The 17,366-nt window shown below is 66.8% G+C and carries 14 protein-coding genes; 9 read left to right on the top strand and 5 right to left on the bottom strand.

Annotated features, from left to right (window positions below; genetic code table 11):
- Positions 1-24: 24 nt before the first annotated feature.
- Entirely contained in the window at positions 25-1,548 is a 1,524-nt protein-coding gene (gene zwf / locus J4O73_RS03075) for a glucose-6-phosphate dehydrogenase (protein ID WP_426214453.1), read from the top strand.
- Positions 1,549-1,659: 111 nt separating this feature from the next.
- Here the strand turns inward: zwf and rnhA are convergent, their stop codons facing one another.
- From rnhA to ispH, 3 genes are all read right to left on the bottom strand, one after another.
- On the bottom strand, positions 1,660-2,109 hold the full coding sequence (gene rnhA / locus J4O73_RS03070; protein WP_426214451.1) for a ribonuclease HI: 450 nt from the start codon (positions 2,107-2,109) through the stop codon (positions 1,660-1,662).
- Positions 2,106-3,071 carry a homoserine kinase gene (locus J4O73_RS03065; protein ID WP_426214449.1) on the bottom strand — a complete coding sequence of 322 codons (966 nt, stop codon included), beginning with the start codon at positions 3,069-3,071 and terminating at the stop codon, positions 2,106-2,108. The genes rnhA and J4O73_RS03065 overlap by 4 nt, the downstream gene beginning before the upstream one ends.
- Before the next feature lie 198 nt (positions 3,072-3,269).
- A complete protein-coding gene (gene ispH, locus J4O73_RS03060; protein WP_426214447.1) occupies positions 3,270-4,262 on the bottom strand; it encodes a 4-hydroxy-3-methylbut-2-enyl diphosphate reductase in 993 nt (330 codons plus the stop codon).
- Between the two features lie 394 nt (positions 4,263-4,656).
- Here ispH and J4O73_RS03055 point away from each other — a divergent pair, with 394 nt between their 5' ends.
- The 6 genes from J4O73_RS03055 to J4O73_RS03030 all read left to right on the top strand — a co-directional run bounded on the left by J4O73_RS03055 (position 4,657) and on the right by J4O73_RS03030 (position 13,809).
- Positions 4,657-6,225: a glucosamine inositolphosphorylceramide transferase family protein gene (locus tag J4O73_RS03055; RefSeq protein ID WP_426214892.1), complete on the top strand. Its 1,569-nt coding sequence runs from the start codon at positions 4,657-4,659 to the stop codon at positions 6,223-6,225.
- A 121-nt stretch (positions 6,226-6,346) separates the two neighbouring features.
- Positions 6,347-8,689, top strand: coding sequence for an Orn/Lys/Arg decarboxylase N-terminal domain-containing protein (locus J4O73_RS03050; protein ID WP_426214445.1), 2,343 nt, complete (start codon positions 6,347-6,349; stop codon positions 8,687-8,689).
- Complete coding sequence (locus tag J4O73_RS03045) at positions 8,689-9,282, top strand: GNAT family N-acetyltransferase (protein WP_426214443.1); 594 nt, start codon at positions 8,689-8,691, stop codon at positions 9,280-9,282. The genes J4O73_RS03050 and J4O73_RS03045 overlap by 1 nt, the downstream gene beginning before the upstream one ends.
- Positions 9,283-9,479: 197 nt before the next feature.
- Complete coding sequence (locus J4O73_RS03040; RefSeq protein ID WP_426214441.1) at positions 9,480-11,483, top strand: monovalent cation:proton antiporter-2 (CPA2) family protein; 2,004 nt, start codon at positions 9,480-9,482, stop codon at positions 11,481-11,483.
- Positions 11,476-12,930 carry an MATE family efflux transporter gene (locus tag J4O73_RS03035; RefSeq protein ID WP_426214439.1) on the top strand — a complete coding sequence of 485 codons (1,455 nt, stop codon included), beginning with the start codon at positions 11,476-11,478 and terminating at the stop codon, positions 12,928-12,930. The genes J4O73_RS03040 and J4O73_RS03035 overlap by 8 nt, the downstream gene beginning before the upstream one ends.
- Positions 12,931-12,972: 42 nt before the next feature.
- Complete coding sequence (locus tag J4O73_RS03030; RefSeq protein WP_426214437.1) at positions 12,973-13,809, top strand: DUF937 domain-containing protein; 837 nt, start codon at positions 12,973-12,975, stop codon at positions 13,807-13,809.
- A 112-nt stretch (positions 13,810-13,921) separates the two neighbouring features.
- Here the strand turns inward: J4O73_RS03030 and J4O73_RS03025 are convergent, their stop codons facing one another.
- Together J4O73_RS03025 and J4O73_RS03020 are read right to left on the bottom strand one after the other, a co-directional pair.
- Complete coding sequence (locus J4O73_RS03025; protein WP_426214435.1) at positions 13,922-14,362, bottom strand: hypothetical protein; 441 nt, start codon at positions 14,360-14,362, stop codon at positions 13,922-13,924.
- 122 nt (positions 14,363-14,484) lie between these two features.
- Positions 14,485-15,021: a hypothetical protein gene (locus J4O73_RS03020; protein WP_426214433.1), complete on the bottom strand. Its 537-nt coding sequence runs from the start codon at positions 15,019-15,021 to the stop codon at positions 14,485-14,487.
- Positions 15,022-15,347: 326 nt separating this feature from the next.
- Here J4O73_RS03020 and glyA point away from each other — a divergent pair, with 326 nt between their 5' ends.
- Positions 15,348-16,652: a serine hydroxymethyltransferase gene (gene glyA / locus J4O73_RS03015; protein WP_426214431.1), complete on the top strand. Its 1,305-nt coding sequence runs from the start codon at positions 15,348-15,350 to the stop codon at positions 16,650-16,652.
- A 178-nt stretch (positions 16,653-16,830) separates the two neighbouring features.
- The gene (gene nrdR, locus J4O73_RS03010) at positions 16,831-17,361 is read left to right on the top strand and encodes a transcriptional regulator NrdR (RefSeq protein ID WP_426214429.1); all 531 of its coding nucleotides are present in this window, start codon (positions 16,831-16,833) and stop codon (positions 17,359-17,361) included.
- Positions 17,362-17,366 lie beyond the last annotated feature (5 nt).

The following is a 17,366-nucleotide window of genomic DNA, read 5'->3' as shown; positions in this document are numbered from 1 at the left end:
CGCCGCAACCGGAAGGGATCGCCGATGCCCGAGACCACGCCCCTGAAGGACAAGGCCGCCTGCGGCACCGAGCGCGCACCACCCTGCACCCTGGTCATCTTCGGCGCGGGCGGCGACCTCACCAAGCGCCTGCTGATGCCCTCGCTCTACAACCTCGCCGGGGCCGGGCTGCTGCCGGAGGGCTTCTCGATCATCGGCGTCGATCACGGCGATGGTGACGACCAGTCGCTGCGCGACAACCTCACCAAGACGATGGAGGAGTTCAGCAAGGACCCGACCTCCGAATTTCACGCGGCGAGCATCGACCCGAAAAGCTGGGGCTTCATCCGCGACCGGCTGCATTACCTGAAGGGTGATTTCGAGAAGCCCGACACCTTCCAGGCCGTGAAGGACAAGGTGCAGGGCAGCGCCGTGTTCTATTGCGCCGTAGCCGCGCGGTTCTTCGGCACCATCGTCGAGGGGCTCGGGCAGGCGGGGCTGCTGAAACAGGACGGTGACACGTTCCGCCGGGTGGTGATCGAGAAGCCGTTCGGCTCCGACCTCGCCTCGGCGCGGGAGTTGAACGCGCGCATCCTCAAACAGGCGGACGAGAGCCAATTCTACCGGATCGACCACTTCCTGGGTAAGGACACGGTCCAGTCGATCATGGCCTTCCGCTTCGCCAACGGGCTGCTCGAGCCGGTCTGGCGGCGGGAATACATCGACAGCATCCAGATCACGGCGGCTGAGACGGTGGGCGTCGAGGAGCGTGGCGGCTTCTACGAGCCGACCGGCGCCCTGCGGGACATGGTGCCCAACCACATGTTCCAGTTGCTCTGCATGGTCGGCATGGAGCCGCCGAACTCGTTCGACGCGGAGGCGGTGCGAACCGAGAAGGCCAAGCTCGCCGAGGCCGTGCGGCCGATCCCGCCGGAGGATGCGGTGCGCGGCCAGTACACGGCCGGGTCCAGCGAAGGCCGGGACGTGCCCGCCTACCGCGACGAGCCCCACGTCGCGAAGGATTCGGTGACGGAGACCTACATCGCCCTCAAGCTCCATATCGAGAATTGGCGTTGGGCGGGGGTGCCCTTCTACATCCGCACCGGCAAGCGGATGACCGGGCGGCGCACGGAGATCGCGGTGCTGTTCAAGCCCGCTCCGTTCAAGATGTTCGAGGATACCCCGACCGACGATCTTCGCCCGACGGTGATGCGGATCACCATCGACCCGGAGCATGGGATCAGCACCGAGTACAACGTGAAAGTGCCGGGGCCTCAGATGAAGATCGGCCGGGTCCGCACGGCCTTCAAGTATAGCGACTTCTTCTCCGACACACCGAATGTCGGCTACGAGACCCTGCTCTACGATTGCATGATCGGTGATGCGACCCTGTTCCAGAGGGCCGACAACATCGAGGCCGGCTGGGCGGCCGTGGACCCGCTGCTGAAGAACTGGCCGCAGGCAAACCCCGCGCTCTACGCTGCCGGCAGCGCCGGGCCGAAGGAGGCCGACGCCTTGCTCGCCCGCGACGGGCGGAACTGGCTCGGGATCGACGGGACGACGGATTGATCCCCCTCGTCATTGCGAGCGCCGCGACGCAATCCAGGCGGCGCCACGTTCTGGAGCGGGTCGCTACTCTGGATTGCTTCACTTCGTTCGCAATGACGAGGGTGCGAACAATTACCGCCGCTTGAACGGCGCCATCGCGGCGACGGCCAAGGCGTCGACGCGGTTGTTCAGGGGGTCGCTGGCGTGGCCCTTCACCCAGTGCCAAGAGACGTCATGGCGCTCGCGGGCGGCATCGATACGGCGCCAGAGATCCTCGTTCTTCACGGGCTTCTTGTCGGCGGTGTGCCAGCCGCGCGCCTTCCAATTGTGGATCCAGCCGGTCACGCCCTGCCGGAGGTACTGCGAGTCTGTGAAGAGATCGACCCGGCAGGGCCGCTTCAGGGCTTCCAACGCCTCGATGGCCGCCAGCAATTCCATGCGGTTGTTGGTGGTGTGCGCCTCGCCGCCCGACAATTCCCGTTCGGCCTCCCCGTAGATCAAGATCGCCCCCCAGCCACCCGGCCCCGGATTTCCGGAGCAGGCGCCGTCCGTGTAGATCTTGACCTTTCCCTCTTCGCTCATGCCGCGCGCCCGTAATCGGCCGCGCTCCGGGCTTGGCGGTGAAAGGTGAGGCGGCGATCGTATTCGCGCGGGTCCTTCGGCTTCACCAACGCTCCGGGGGGCACGTTCAGCCAGTCGACCAGACGGGTCAGCATGAAGCGCAGGGCCGCGCCCCGGCACAGGATCGGCAGGGCCTCGACCTCGGCCGCCTCCAGGGGACGCTGGGATTCGTAGCCGGCAATCATGGCGGTGGCCATGTCCCGGTGGAAGGTGCCCTCGGCATCGAAGCACCACGCGTTGAGGCAGATCGCGAGGTCGTAGGCGAAGGCGTCGGTGCAGGCGAAGTAGAAGTCGATCAGCCCCGACAGGTCGTCGCCGATGAAGAACACGTTGTCGGTGAACAGGTCGGCATGGATGACGCCACCCGGCAGTCCCTTCGGCCAGTGGCCTTCCAGCACGGCGAGGTCGTCGAGGGTGCGCTCGGTCAGCCCGGGGGAGACCGAATCGGCTTGCCCCCCGGCCTGAGCGAAGAGCGGGCGCCAGGATTCGACCGAGAGGGCATTCGCGCGCACCATCGGGAAATCCCGTCCCGCCGCGTGCAGACGAGCGAGGGCGATACCGACTTCCCGGCAATGCTCCGGCCCCGGCGCTGAGAGCGAGACGCCTTCGAGGAAGCTCACGAGGGCGGCGGGCCGCCCGCACAGGCGACCCAGAGCGGTGCCGCTGCGGTCGCGGATCGGCTGCGGGCAGGCGAGGCCGTTGCGGGCCAGATGCTCCATCAGGCCGACGAAGAACGGCAGATCCTCTTCCCGAACCCGCTTCTCGTAGAGGGTGAGGATGAACGAGCCGCCGGTCGTATGCAGGAAGTAGTTCGAATTCTCGACACCCTCGGCGATTCCCTTGCAGGAGAGCAGGGTGCCGATGTCGTAGGCCGCCAGGAACTCTGCGAGCGCCGCGTCGGATACCTCGGTGTAAACGGCCACGTCGCGCGCTCGAATTCTCTGAAGAGGGGGATGCCCCTCCTCAAACCTCATCCTGAGGTGCCGCGCAAGCGGCCTGGCCAGATGGCTCCAGGCCTCATCGGGCGATCTGGAACCCTCCTTCGAGGTCCGCGAGCGGGCACCTCAGGATCAAGGCCGCGATGGGGGACGGGCCGCCGCGACGGCGGCCCGGATAGCGCCCTATTCCGCCGCTTCGCTGCGCAGTTCGCGCGGCAGCGGAAACACCATGTCCTCGACCACGGTCGAGACCGTGTCGACGGTGACGTCGTAGCGGGCGGCGAAGGCGTCGATGATCTCCTCCACCAGCACCTCGGGGGCCGAGGCGCCGGCCGTGAGGCCGAGCTTCTCCACGCCCTCGAAGGCGGGCCAGTCGATTTCCTCGGCCCGGTTGAGGAGCCGGGTGATCGGGCAGCCGACGCGCTCGGCGACCTCGCGCAGGCGCTGCGAGTTCGAGGAATTCGAGGAGCCGACGACGATCAAGGCGTCGACGAGCGGCGCCACATGCTTCACCGCCTCCTGGCGGTTGGTGGTGGCGTAGCAGATGTCGTCCTTGTGCGGCCCGGTGATGTTCGGGAACTTCCGCTTCAGGGCTTCGACCACGTGGCGGGTGTCGTCCACCGAGAGGGTGGTCTGCGTCACCCAGGCGAGGTTGTTCGGATCGGCCGGGGTCAGGGCCTCGATCTGATCGACATCCTCCACGAGGGTGATCGAACCCTTCGGCAACTGGCCCATGGTGCCCACCACCTCGGGATGGCCGGAATGGCCGACGAGCAGCACGTGGCGCCCGCGCTTGTGGTGGATCTCCGCCTCGCGGTGGACCTTGGTCACCAGGGGGCAGGTCGCGTCGATGGTGGTGAGTCCGCGCGAATCGGCGTTGGCCGGCACCGTCTTGGCGACGCCGTGGGCGGAGAAGATCACCGGGGCGTTGCCATCCGGCACCTCGTCCAGCTCGCGGACGAACACGGCGCCCTTCCGCTTCAGACTTTCGACCACATACTTGTTGTGGACGATCTCGTGGCGGACATAGACGGGCGGGCCATGGATGGCGAGCGCACGCTCGACCACGTCGATGGCGCGCACCACGCCGGCGCAGAAGCCGCGCGGGGCGCAGAGCAGGATGTGGAGCGGGGGCTTGGCCGCGCCGGACTCGGAGGTTGTCGTTTCGGCGTTCATGAGGTGGATGTGGCGAGGGCAGGGCTATCCTGTCAACGGTCATGGCTCGCGAACCGGGCAGGAACGAGGCCACGGAGCGCCGCTGTTACTGGTTTGCCGCGGGAAATCCCGTTCGCATTCACTGGTCAGGCGCCGTTTCCCGCGCGGCGCGATACTGCGGTGTCCCCGCTTTCCCGTCGGCCGGGTGTGATCCTCGGCGGAGAACGGCTGGACCTCGCCCTTCAAATCCACAATGATGCTCCGCGACAGGACCGTTGCGGCTGCGGAAGGTCTTGGCGAAAACAAGAATTGGGCGGCCGGGACCGGTTGAGATGACGGGACGACAACGCTCAGCTTTCCGCCGGAAGGCGTGGAAGCCGCGAACGGACGTCTCGTCACGCCACAAGAACTGTCGATGATTGCCTTGGAGAGTTCCGCCCTCGCTGCAGCGCGGAATCCGTCTCCCCTGTCGCGGCCCGTGCGCCATGTGCGCGTGCGGTTCGACCGCGCAGCCCTGCGCGGTTGGCACCTGCGGCTCCTGGAGCGCCTTGCGCAGCGAGACGATTGCCGGCTCAGCGTCGAGACGGTGGAGGGCGTGGCGCCCGCCCTGCCGGGCAACGCCGAATTGTTGTTCCGGCTCGAGGCGACGATCCACGGCCTACCGCGGCCGGGGCTCGCCACCCCCGCCGCGCCCCTCGCGCTGGCTCCCTATGAGGTTACAAGGGCGGGCGCGCCTGATCTGGTCATCGACCTGTGCGGTGGGCGGCCCGAGGACGATGCCGCCCGGACATGGCGGCTCGATGTCGATGGCGTTCCCGGTGAGGCGGGAATGTTGGCAGCCCTCTTCGCCGGTCGCGCGCCGGTCTTCGCCCTGCGCGACGGGCCGGGGGAGACGGTCGCCGTCGGGCGCTTCGGCGCGGAATCGCAGAGGGTGATGCTCGTCGCCTTCGAGGATTACCTCGCCCGCACGATCACGCTCATCGAGGCCGCCCTGTCCGGCGGCGCCTCGCGCGATCTGCCGGAGGGCGACGTCCCCCGGCTCACCCGGCCCGCCCCCTTCGACATCGACGCCTGGACCGCCCGGAGCCGGGCCGCCCGGAATCTCGGACGGCAGATCGCCCGCCACCTCTACGGCCTGTGCTTCCACGGCGAGCGGTGGCGAGTTGGCTGGCGCCGGGTGGAGGGGCCGGACCTCATCGACCTGCGCCGTCATCCGCCGGGCGGCTGGACCGATCTGCCCGATGATGGGCGGCGCTTCTACGCCGACCCGGTCGCCATCGCCCGAGGCGGGGTGGTGACGCTCTTCGTGGAAGAATTCGAATATGCCCGCGCCAAGGGCGTGATCTCGGCGGTGCGCTTCGGGCCGCACGGTCCGGTGGGCCGCCCCGAGCCGGTGCTCGAACGCGACACGCACCTGTCCTATCCCTTCGTGTTCGAGTCCGGTGGGGAGGTCTGGATGATCCCCGAATCGAGCCGCTCGGCCACGATCGACCTGTACCGGGCGACGCGATTCCCCGGCGGCTGGGTGCACGAGGCGGTGCTGGTAGCGGGCGTGGTCGCGAGCGACGCCACCCTGCTCCGCCATCACGGCCGCTGGTGGCTGTTCGCCACGGTTCGCCCGGGCGGCGGATCCTATTCGGATTCGCTCTATCTCTGGTCGGCGGACGATTTCCGGGGGCCCTGGACGGCCCATCCGCGCAATCCCGTCCTGATCGACATCGCCTCCGCGAGGCCCGCAGGTCCCATCGTCCTGCGGAATGGGAAGCTGATCCGTCCGGTGCAGGATTGCCGGGGCAGCTACGGCGCGGCGCTCGGCCTCGCACGGATCCTGCAACTCGATGAGGACGGATTCGCCCAGCGCATCGAGACTTACCTGAGCGCGGGCAGCGATTGGCGGGGATCGCGCATGCACATGTACAGCGCGGCGGGGGGGCTCGAATTCATCGACGGCTCCCACCGCCACCGGATGAGACTGCCGCTGTAACCCCGCCCATCACGCGCGCAATGACGGCGAACTGATCGCCCCCGTGCGCCTTGGTCATCGAACCGTCACAGACAACCCGCCAAGGCACGGGACAAACCGCTTTGCCAAAGGGCTTCCGCGCATGGACTTCCACCGCCGCTTTACCGTCCTGATGTGCACCCCGGCCTTCGATCCGGACGATCTCGAGGGCGCGCGCGTCAATCAGATCGTGTCGGCGGTCGAGCAGCGCGGCTTCGAGGTGGTGCGCGCCCGCCGCGTCGAGGACGCGGCCATCGCCGTGCAGACCGATGCGGCGGTGGGGTGCCTCGTGGTGGATTGGGGCAAGCGCGGTCTCGACGGAAAGGCCGCCGCCCTCATCGACATGATGCGCCGACGCGGCCTCGAAATGCCGATCGTCATCATGGTCCGCCGCAAGCGGCTGGAGGACATTCCGGTCGAGCTGCTGGACTTCATAGACGGCTACATCTTCCTCGCGGAAGAGACGCCGGAATTCATCGCCCGCGGCCTCGTCAGCCGGGTGACGCAATATGCCGAGACCCTGAAGACGCCGTTCTTCGGCGCGCTGGTCGACTATGCCGAGAAGGGCAATCAGCTCTGGACCTGCCCCGGCCACAATGGCGGCATCTTCTACAATCGCTCGCCGATCGGCCGCATCTTCGTCGAGCATCTGGGCGAAGCGATCTTTCGCGACGACCTCGACAACTCGGTCCTCGACCTCGGCGACCTGCTGACCCACGAGGGCCCGGCGCTCAAGGCGCAGAAGGAGGCCGCCGCCATCTTCGGCGCGGAGAAGACCTACTTCGTCCTCAACGGCACCTCGGCCTCCAACAAGATCGTGCTGTCGTCCCTCGTGGCCGAAGACGATCTCGTCCTGTTCGACCGCAACAACCACAAGGCCGCCCATCACGGCGCCCTGTTCCTCGGCGGCGGCATCCCGATCTTTTTGGAAACGGACCGGAACGCTTTCGGGCTGATCGGCCCGATCTGCCATGAGGCTTTGGACGAGCAGCGCATCCGCGAGAAGATCCGCACCAACCCGCTGGTGAAGGACCGGGAGGCGTGGCGCCGGGAGCGGCCGTTCCGCGTCGCGGTGATCGAGCAATGCACCTATGACGGCACGATCTACGATGCCCGGATGATCGTGCAGAAGATCGGCCATCTCTGCGACTACATCCTGTTCGACGAGGCCTGGGCGGGCTTCATGAAGTTCCACCCCCTGTTCCAGGGGCGCTACGCCATGGGGCTGACCGGCCTCGACGAGACCTCGCCGGGCATCGTCGCCACGCAATCGACCCACAAGCAGCTCGCGAGCTTCAGCCAGGCCTCGCAGATCCATACCAAGGACAGCCACCTGCGCGGCCAGACCCGGCGGGTGGAGCACAAGCGGCTCAACGAGAGCTTCCTCGTTCACGCCTCGACCTCACCCTTCTACCCGCTCTTCGCCTCGCTCGATGTCGGCGCGCAGATGATGAAGGGCCGCTCGGGCATGATCCTGTGGGACGACACGATCCGCCTCGGCATCGAGTGGCGCAAGAAGGTCCGTGCCATCCGCCGCGAATTCGAGGAGAACGAGGCCGATCCCGCCCGCCGCTGGTTCTTCGATCCCTTCGTGCCCGACCGGGTGAACGGACCGGAGGGCAAGCAGACCTGGGAGAGCCTGCCGACCGACGTGCTCGCTTCGGATGCCCGCTACTGGGAGCTGACCCCCGGCGCGTCCTGGCACGGCTTCACCCACGTAGCGCCGGGCTACGCGATCACCGATCCGAACAAGCTGACGGTGCTCACCCCCGGTTTCGACCGGAAGACCGGCGCCTATGCCGCGCATGGCGTGCCTGCGCCGATCGTGGCGCAATACCTGCGTGAGAACCGGATCGTCGCCGAGAAGAACGATCTGAACTCGCTGCTCTTCCTGCTGACCCCGGGCGTGGAATCGTCCAAGGCCGGCACGCTGATCTCCGGGCTCGTCGCCTTCAAGCGGCTGCACGACGACAACGTGCTTCTGGAGGAGGCCATGCCGCAATTCGTCGGTCGGCGCCCGAACCGCTATCGCGGCGTTCGCCTACGCGACCTCTGCGCCGACTTCCACACCTTCCATCGGGAGCACGGCACCTCGGCGCTCCAGCGCAAGCAGTTCATGCCGGAGCATCTGCCGGAAATGGTGATGCCGCCGAAGCAGGCCTCGCAGATGCTCACCCGCAACAAGGTCGATTACGTGCCGATCGCGGAAGCGGAAGGCCGGATCGCCACGACGCTCATGCTGGTCTACCCGCCGGGCATCGGCACGGTGCTGCCGGGCGAGCGTCTGAACGAGCGGGCCAAGCCCATGCTCGACTATTTCAAGATGTTCGAGGCCTCGGCCAACCTGTTCCCCGGCTTCGAGGCCGAGATTCAGGGTGTCTACCGCGAGGTCGATCCGGACGGGCGCATCCGCTTCCACACCTACGTCCTGCGCGAGGGGGCCTGATGGGACCGGGCGAACCCTGCCCTGAGATCGTGATCCGCCCGTCCTCCGATGCGGACGTGGCGGCGATGATCGCGATCTACGAGCACCATATCGGCAAGGGCGTGGGGGATACGGGCGACTTCGAGGAGGAGCGCCTGTTGCCCGACGACCTGAAGCGCCGCCGCAAGACCATGCGCAAGAAACGCCTGCCGCATCTCGTGGCGGAGCGGAACGGCGAGGTGGCCGGCTATGCCTACGCCGTGCCGTTCCGGAAGCGGCCCGCCTATCGCTACACGCTGAAGCACTCGATCTACGTGCACCATGGCCATCTGCATGCGGGCATCGGGCGGCGGTTGTTGCCCGCGCTGGTCGAGGCCTGCGCGGCGGGCGGCTACCGGCAGATGATCGGCTACATCGACGCCGCCAACGAGGCGAGCTTGCGCCTGCACGAGACCTGCGGCTTCCGCCGGGTCGGCTACCTTCCGTCAGTCGGCTACAAATATGGCCGCTGGACCGACAGCGTGATGGTGCAATGCGCGCTGGGCACCGGCTCGGAGGACCAGCCGCAGCCACGTGTGGTGGCCGTGCCGGTGGAGCCGATCGGCGGAGCCTGACACCCTCCTCAGTCATTGCGAACGGGAGTGAAGCAATCCAGCGGCGCCACATTCGGAGGCGTCCCGCATCCCGAGATTGCTTCGCTTCGCTCGCCATGACGCCATCGGCGTGTCGAACGACACGCGGCCACGCTCGCTTCCTCGGGCTGCCCGCGTTAAGCGGGAAGGATCTTCTCTGAAGGCCCTCTCGGAGCGGCATGGCGAGCCCCGGCGAACACGCGAGCTTTCTGCCCCCGGTCCTGACCTTTCTGGCGGCGGCCGTCGTCGGCGTGCCGGTGTTCCGCTGGCTGGGGCAGAGCGCCGTGCTCGGCTATCTTGTGGCGGGCGTGCTGATTGGGCCGTCCGGCCTGTCGCTGATCGCCGAGCCGGAAACGGCGGCGAGCGTCGCCGAGATCGGCGTGGTGCTGCTACTCTTCATCGTCGGGCTCGAACTACACCTGTCGCAGCTCGTCTCCATGCGACGGGACATCTTCGGCCTGGGTGCCGCCCAGCTGATCCTCTGCGCATTGGTGCTCGGCGGCGCGGGCTTCGTCGCGGGGCAGCCCCTCGGGGCGGCGGCGGTTGTGGGCATCGCGCTCGCCCTCTCGGCCACGGCCGTGGCGCTGCAACTGCTCGAGGAGCGCGGCGACCTCGGCAGCGCTTATGGCTCGCGCGCCTTCGCGGTGCTGCTGTTCCAGGATCTCAGCGTGGTCGGCATCCTGGCCCTGATGCCGCTCGCCGCCTCGGCGGGACATGGCGGCGGCGGGCCGTGGCTCGGCGAGGCCGCCCTATCGACGGGCCGCGTGCTTGCGGCGATCCTCACCGTGGTGTTGGTCGGCCGCTACGGCCTGAACCCGTTCTTCCGCCTGCTCGCGGCGAGCGGCGCCCGCGAGGTGATGACCGCCGCCGCCCTGCTCGTGGTGCTCGGCACCGCGATGCTGATGGAGAAGGTCGGCCTCTCCATGGCCATGGGCGCCTTCCTCGCGGGGATCCTGCTCGCGGAATCGAACTTCCGGCATCAGCTGGAGGCCGATATCGAACCGTTTCGCGGCATGTTGCTCGGCCTGTTCTTCATGAGCGTCGGCATGTCGATCGACGGGAGCCTCGTGAAGGCCGTCTGGCCCGCCCTGTTCGGCGCGACCTTCGCGGCGATCCTCGTGAAGGTGGCCCTGGTGGCGGGGCTGTTCCGGCTGTTCGGCTCGGATACCGTGAGCGCCCTGCGCGGCGCGGCGGTGCTGGCGCCCGCCGGTGAATTCGCCTTCGTGCTCCTGCCGCAGGCGGCCGATCTCGGCCTCACCGGCCCGACCGCGACGCGCTTCGCCGTGGCGCTCGCCGCGCTTACGATGCTGGTCGGCCCGATCATGGCCAAGGGGCTCGACCGGCTGCTCGATGCCCGGCTCTCGCGGGAAGCGGCGGCTGCCGCCGCGGATTCCCCCGCCGAACTCGCGGAGGGCGCCGCCGATGCCCGCGTGCTGGTGATCGGGTTCGGCCGGTTCGGGCAGATCCTCACGCAGGTGCTGCTCGCTGAGGGCATCCCCGTCACGGTCATCGACAAGGACGTGGCGCAACTGCGGGCCGCGACGCGCTTCGGCTTCCGGATCTATTACGGCGACGGGACGCGCCTCGACGTGCTGCGCGCGGCCGGGATCGGCAAGGCGGAACTCGTCTGCCTGTGCGTCGATGATCGTGAGGCGGCGCTCAAGATCGTGGACATCGTCCACGAGGAATTCGCCGCGGTGCGGACCTTCGTGCGCGCCTACGACCGGCTCCACGCCGTCGAGTTGATGAACCGCGACGTCGATTTCCAGATCCGCGAGACGTCGGAATCGGCCCTCGTCTTCGGGCGGGCGGCTCTCGAAGGGCTCGGCGTCTCGGCCGAGGCCGCCGCCGCGCGGGTCGATGACGTGCGCAAGCGCGACATCGCCCGGCTGGTGCTGCAGCAGGCCGATGCCCTGCCGGAAGGCGCGGCATGGCTCGGCGGCAGCGAGGCGGGGGAGGTGCGGCCCGAGCCGCTGACCCAGCCCGCACGCCCCGCCCGGGCCCTCAACGCCGAAACCCGCGATCTGCTGGGGCAGGACCGGCGGGATGCGGCCGAGCGCGTCCTCGCCAAGACCGCCCCCGAGCCTGGGACCGATGCGGCCGAGGCCGATGAGGCTGACGAGACCGACGGGGTGCGCGGCGAGGCCGAACTCGAGACGGAAGGCGGCGCCCGCAATGTCTGACGGACCGCCCCTGCCGCCTGGCACGGGCTTCTCCGAGCAGGGACGCTTCGTCGTCGGCTCGATCATGCGCCACGTGCTCGTGATGAGCGCCACCGGCTCGGTGGGGCTCATGGCGATCTTCGTCGTGGACCTGATGACCCTGCTCTACGTCTCCCGGCTGGGCGATCCCGCCCTCACGGCGGCGGTGGGTCTCGCCTCGGTGGTGCAATTCTTCGCCACGGCCGTGAATATCGGCATGATGATCGCGGCGGGCGCCCTGGTGGGCCGGGCCATCGGTGCTGGGGACAGGCCGCTCGCGCGGCGGCTCGCGGCTTCCTCCATGGCGCTCGGTGTGCTCGTCTCCGGCCTGCTCGCCGCGCTGATCATGCCCTTCGCGGACAGGCTGCTCGGCCTCGTCGGCGCGCAGGGCGAGGCTTTGCGCGTCGCCCACCTGTTCCTCATGATCACCCTGCCGTCGAACGTACTACTTGGCCTCGGCATGATGTTCACCGGCCTCCTGCGGGCGCAGGGGGATGCGGTGCGGGCCATGTGGGTGACACTCGGCGGCGCCATCGTCACCGCCATCCTCGATCCGCTGCTGATCTTCGGGGCCGGGCTCGGCGTCGAGGGGGCGGCGATCACCGTCTGCATCGCTCGCGCGACTTTCGTCGCAATCGGCTGGCGCAACCTTTCCCGGCATGGCCTGATGCGGCGGCCCAGGACGGCGGAGGTCGTGGCGGACGCGCCCGCCATGGCCTCGATCGCCGGGCCCGCCGTGCTGACCAACCTCGCCCCCTCGGTGGCGAGCGCCTTCCTCACGCACCTTTTCGCCGGCTATGGACCCGATGCCATCGCGGCGGCGGCGGTGATCGACCGTCTGACCCCCGTGGCCTTCGGCGGCCTCTTCGCCCTGTCCGGCGCGATCGGCCCGATCCTGGCGCAGAACTGGGGGGCGGCACGGTTCGATAGGATGGGCGACACCCTGCGCTCCTGCGTGACGGCGACGCTCGTCTACGCCGCCACCGTGTGGTTGCTGCTGATCCTGCTGCGCTGGCCGCTCGCCGGGTTGTTCGGCCTGAAGGACGAGGCGGCGGAGCTGTTCGCCTTCTTCTGCCTCGTCGGCGGGGCGATCTGGTTCTTCAACGGGCTCCTGTTCCTGGGCAATGCGGCCTTCAACAATCTCGGTTTTCCGCTTCGTTCGTCCCTGCTCAACTGGGGCCGGGCGACGATCGGCACCGTGCCTCCGGCCTATCTCGGCAGCGCCCTGTTCGGCCCGCGCGGGATCGTGGCGGGCATGGGCATCGGCTCGCTGGTCTTCGGCCTGCTGGGGTTGTTTCTGGCCCGCCGGGCGGTGACGAACCTCGCCGAACGGGCCTCGACACCCGTCGCCGGGCAGGGATCGACAGGGATTGTCACCGGGGAACTGGCGTTTCCGCACGCGGCGGGTCACGATGCCCCCAAGAGTTGAAAAGACCCGACGGGTCGCGAGGCGGGCGGAAATCGAGGCGTCATGTTCAATCCGCTCGACATGGTCCAGGTCCCTGGCGGCCCCGAAATGCAGGCGATGGCACGGCAGTTCGGGCTGACCGTGGACCAGACGCAGCGCGCCTTCGAGGCACTGATGCCCGCTTTGACCCTCGGCTTGCAGCGCGGCGCCGGGCTCGATCCTACCGGCTTCGCCCGGATGTTCACGGCGCCCGAGACGGCGCGAACGGCCGCGCCGCTCGGCCTCGATGCCCTCGGCCAGATGTTCGGCAGCGCGCAGTTGATGCAGGCGGTGCTGCAGCAGGCCTCCGCCGCGAGCGGCGTGGGGTCGCAGGTGCTGCGACAGATGCTGCCCATGATGGCGGGGGCCGTGGTGGCGAGCATCGTTCACGTGATGCTCAATCAGCCTCAGGCCGAGGCCGCTCGCCCGGCGGCGGCGCCGTCTCCCGCCTCGCCGCTACCCTTCGTGGCCCTGTGGACCGACATGGCCCGCGCTTTCATGACGCCTCAGCCGTCCGCGCCCGCCGCAGCTCCGGCGCCGCGCTACACGCCCCCTCCGCCTCCGCCGCCCCGGAGCCGTCCGCAGATGGAAGCGCCCCGTCCGCCTCAGAGCGAGAATGCCGGGTCCGACGTCATAAGCCAGATGATCCGCACCGGTGCAGAGGTTCAGGAACAGAACCTCAAGGCGATGCAGCAGCTCTTCGAGGCGTTCTGGCCAAGCGCGGGGGCGAAGTCGTCCACACCCTCCGGTGGTCCGGGCGCTACCCCAAGCCATAGCCCCAGCACCGGCTCGGGTCCCGCTCCCCAAGAGCCGCGTCCGACCCCGCGCGTCCGGCGAGGGCGTCCGGGGGAGGGGACCTGAGAGCCTGTCACAAACCTTCCGCTGCGCTATCGAGGCATGTGAGAAAGCTCTCCTTACCCGAGAGTTTGATGAAGAGCTCTGAGGCCGGCAGCGAAGTGTGGAGTGGCTCCGTTCAGTGTTGAGTGCGGCCCATGATGGCGAGGACTTCATCCACGGTCCGGTGGGCGTACCGCACAGCTTCATCGGGTTTCAGGATGAGGCTTTCCTGCGGTTCGAAGAACCGTCCACCCGTGCGATTTACGATGGCTACCCCCGCCATGATCGCTCCGGCTAAACCACTAAAGCACGATCCGGTATACATGACGTAGGCATTCGGCCATGTCTGCCCGAAGTCGATGTCGAAATAACATTCTTCGATCTCGTCATAGGGAAGCGCCGAGAACTCGAAGACGACTGGCTCCCCACGCCACATCGCCGTCATTGCACCATACGCCGTTGCCACATCGCGGGTAAGCGGTATTTTTAGGTCGAAGCCAAGGTCATCGATTGCGGACTGCCATTCTTCAGCCGATATGAGCGGCCGATCACAAAGCATGTAAAAGTCCATCGTCATTTCGGTCTCCTATAACTGAGTGATATTGCGGTTACTCTTAAGTATCTTGAAAATTTAAAAACCAAGAATAGATATAAATATGAGCTTTAGTTCTGTAAATAATGATAATTTAAGAAATTTTATTATACATCGTAATTCTTTACGATTATTCCAAGATTTATGTGAATATCGATGACTGGTACGTCATCGCTTATGTTGAGGTAGCTTCTGATTTTGGCCACTCGTTTCGGACTCAGCCTTTGGCTTCCTGTTTTAATGTTCCAGACGGCCAAAATCTCGCCAGTCTGATCGTTCCGCAATAAGGCGTCGGTTCGGATGCTGTCGCTGAGCCCGTAGCGGACGAGATCGCCAAGACTAAAGCTTTGTTCGATGCCATCCTTGCCGATTCCAGGAATGTTCATTTCACGCAAGAGCTTGGCAGCAGAGCTGTGTACGTATGTTCCGTATAATGAGCCACTTACTGGCCCAATTTGAGATAACACCACATCGAGTGTGTCCGTAATTTTCTCTGTTATGCTATCAATCTGTTTATTACCAGTTGTATGTCGCTCTGAAACGACGTATTTACCGCCGCCTATGATCCATCTTCCTTCGGGTCCGCGTGGCTGGTCGTCGCGAAATCCCGCTTTACGTTCATCAAATGCAATCTTAATAAGCAAGATCTCTACGATTTGCGCAGAGAGATTGTATTTTTACTGAGTACTTCCCAGCCTTGCATCGCAAGCCCCCTAATTGGAAGACTTGTTTACCATATGTTCTTTTAAGGGGTCAATGATCCTATCTGAAATTTTTTATCCTAGCCGCGGGCGAGTCATCAGCTCCGGCAACACCGGTTGGCTGGGCTCTTGAATTTTTCTCACCCGGTCGGAAAAATGCCTGCGCTTGGCCTTGTGCGGCCCGGCGTGTAGGACTCGGCGTCAGAAACGCCCGCCCGTGCTGTGCGACAATGGCCGGGCTCCCACCAATCAAAAATCAGGGAAGCCTCATGAGCGCCGGTTCTGCCACCGACAACCACCTGTCCAACAGCTTCTTCGCCGCTCCGCTCACGGAGACGGATCCCGAGATCGCCCGCGCCGTCGAGCAAGAGCTCGGTCGGCAGCAGCACGAGATCGAGCTGATCGCCTCGGAGAACATCGTCTCCCGCGCGGTGCTGGAAGCTCAAGGGTCGGTGCTCACCAACAAGTACGCGGAAGGCTATCCGGGCCGCCGCTACTACGGTGGCTGCCAGTTCGTGGACATCGCGGAAGACCTCGCTATCGAGCGCGCCAAGCGCCTGTTCGATTGCGGCTTCGCCAACGTGCAGCCGAACTCGGGTTCCCAGGCCAACCAGGGCGTGTTCCTCGCCCTCATGCAGCCGGGCGACACCTTCCTCGGCCTCGACCTCGCGGCCGGCGGCCACCTGACGCACGGTGCCCCGCCGAACGTCTCCGGCAAGTGGTTCAAGCCGGTCTCCTACACCGTGCGCCGGGAAGACCAGCGCATCGACATGGAGCAGGTCGCCCAGCTCGCGCAGGAGCATAAGCCGAAGGTGATCATCGCTGGTGGCTCGGGCTACCCGCGGCATTGGGACTTCGCCAAGTTCCGCGAGATCGCTGATTCCGTCGGCGCTTACTTCATGGTCGACATGGCCCACTTCGCGGGTCTCGTCGCCGCCGGCGTCCATCCGTCGCCGTTCCCGCACGCCCACGTCGCCACCACGACGACGCACAAGACCCTGCGCGGCCCGCGCGGCGGCATGATCCTCACGAACGACGAGGCGCTCGCCAAGAAGTTCAACTCGGCGATATTCCCCGGTCTCCAGGGCGGCCCGCTGATGCACGTCATTGCCGGTAAGGCCGTGGCCTTCGGCGAGGCGCTGAAGCCCGAGTTCAAGATCTACGCCCGTCAGGTCGTCGAGAACGCCAAGGCTCTGGCCGACACGCTGATCTCCGGCGGCTACGACATCACGTCGGGCGGCACGGACAATCACCTGATGCTGGTCGATCTTCAGCGGAAGGGCCTCACCGGCAAGGCGGCGGAAGCCGCGCTGTCGCGGGCTCACATCACCTGCAACAAGAACGGCGTGCCCTTCGACACGCAGAAGCCGACGATCACGTCGGGCATCCGTCTCGGCACCCCGGCGGGTACCTCGCGCGGCTTCGGCGTCGCCGAGTTCAAGCAGATCGGCCAGCTGATCGTGGAAGTGCTGGACGGTCTCGCCGCCAAGGGCGAGGGCGGCGACAGCGCCGTCGAGGAGAGCGTGAAGCAGAGGGTTCACGCTCTCACCGACCGCTTCCCGATCTACGGCTAAATCCGGGCTCCTCAAGGACCCGGTCCTTGGGTGGGGTCCGGGGGCAAAGCCCCTGGGACAAGCAGGGCCGTGCCCTGCACCCGCCAAAGGGCATAGCCCTTTGGGAACCCCTTTGTTACGAGACGGCCGCGGTTCGCTCGAACCGCGGCCGTTTTGCTTGTGCGAGAGAACCCGCCCGATGCGGTGTCCCTATTGCGGTGGGTCCGACACGCAGGTGAAGGACTCCCGCCCCTCCGAGGATGGCGCCGCTATCCGCCGCCGCCGGGTCTGCCCGGATTGCGGCGGTCGCTTCACCACCTTCGAGCGGGTGCAACTGCGCGAGCTGACGGTGGTCAAGCGGTCGGGCAAGCGCGTGCCCTTCGATCGGGACAAGCTCCAGCGCTCCATCGACGTGGCCCTGCGCAAGCGCGCCGTCGAGCCCGAGCGGATTGAGCGGCTGGTGAGCGGCATCACCCGCCAGCTAGAGAGCGCGGGCGAGGCCGAGGTCGCCTCCGAGGCGATCGGCGAACTGGTGATGGCCGGGCTCAAGGGCCTCGACGACGTCGCCTATGTGCGCTTCGCCTCGGTCTACAAGAACTTTCGCGAGGCCAAGGATTTCGAGGAGCTGCTCGGTACGCTTGGCGGCACTCTGGTGCCCGCCATCGAGCCGGAGCCCGAGCCTGCGCCGTCTGCGAAGCCTGCCCCCCGCCGTCGTGGGCCCAGGACGTGAGCCGC

The sequence above is a fragment of the Methylobacterium sp. NFXW15 genome (genome assembly GCF_049887755.1).
Lineage (GTDB): Bacteria > Pseudomonadota > Alphaproteobacteria > Rhizobiales > Beijerinckiaceae > Methylobacterium.
This window is presented reverse-complemented; position numbering and strand designations above follow the sequence as displayed.

Excerpts from the sequence above, each read along its gene's own strand:
- zwf (WP_426214453.1), top strand. The coding sequence starts at position 25 with ATGCCCGAGACCACGCCCCTGAAGGACAAGGCCGCCTGCGGCACCGAG.
- rnhA (WP_426214451.1), bottom strand. The coding sequence starts at position 2,109 with ATGAGCGAAGAGGGAAAGGTCAAGATCTACACGGACGGCGCCTGCTCC.
- ispH (WP_426214447.1), bottom strand. The coding sequence starts at position 4,262 with ATGAACGCCGAAACGACAACCTCCGAGTCCGGCGCGGCCAAGCCCCCG.
- J4O73_RS03055 (WP_426214892.1), top strand. The coding sequence starts at position 4,657 with ATGATTGCCTTGGAGAGTTCCGCCCTCGCTGCAGCGCGGAATCCGTCT.
- J4O73_RS03050 (WP_426214445.1), top strand. The coding sequence starts at position 6,347 with ATGGACTTCCACCGCCGCTTTACCGTCCTGATGTGCACCCCGGCCTTC.
- J4O73_RS03045 (WP_426214443.1), top strand. The coding sequence starts at position 8,689 with ATGGGACCGGGCGAACCCTGCCCTGAGATCGTGATCCGCCCGTCCTCC.
- J4O73_RS03040 (WP_426214441.1), top strand. The coding sequence starts at position 9,480 with ATGGCGAGCCCCGGCGAACACGCGAGCTTTCTGCCCCCGGTCCTGACC.
- J4O73_RS03035 (WP_426214439.1), top strand. The coding sequence starts at position 11,476 with ATGTCTGACGGACCGCCCCTGCCGCCTGGCACGGGCTTCTCCGAGCAG.
- J4O73_RS03030 (WP_426214437.1), top strand. The coding sequence starts at position 12,973 with ATGTTCAATCCGCTCGACATGGTCCAGGTCCCTGGCGGCCCCGAAATG.
- J4O73_RS03025 (WP_426214435.1), bottom strand. The coding sequence starts at position 14,362 with ATGACGATGGACTTTTACATGCTTTGTGATCGGCCGCTCATATCGGCT.
- glyA (WP_426214431.1), top strand. The coding sequence starts at position 15,348 with ATGAGCGCCGGTTCTGCCACCGACAACCACCTGTCCAACAGCTTCTTC.
- nrdR (WP_426214429.1), top strand. The coding sequence starts at position 16,831 with ATGCGGTGTCCCTATTGCGGTGGGTCCGACACGCAGGTGAAGGACTCC.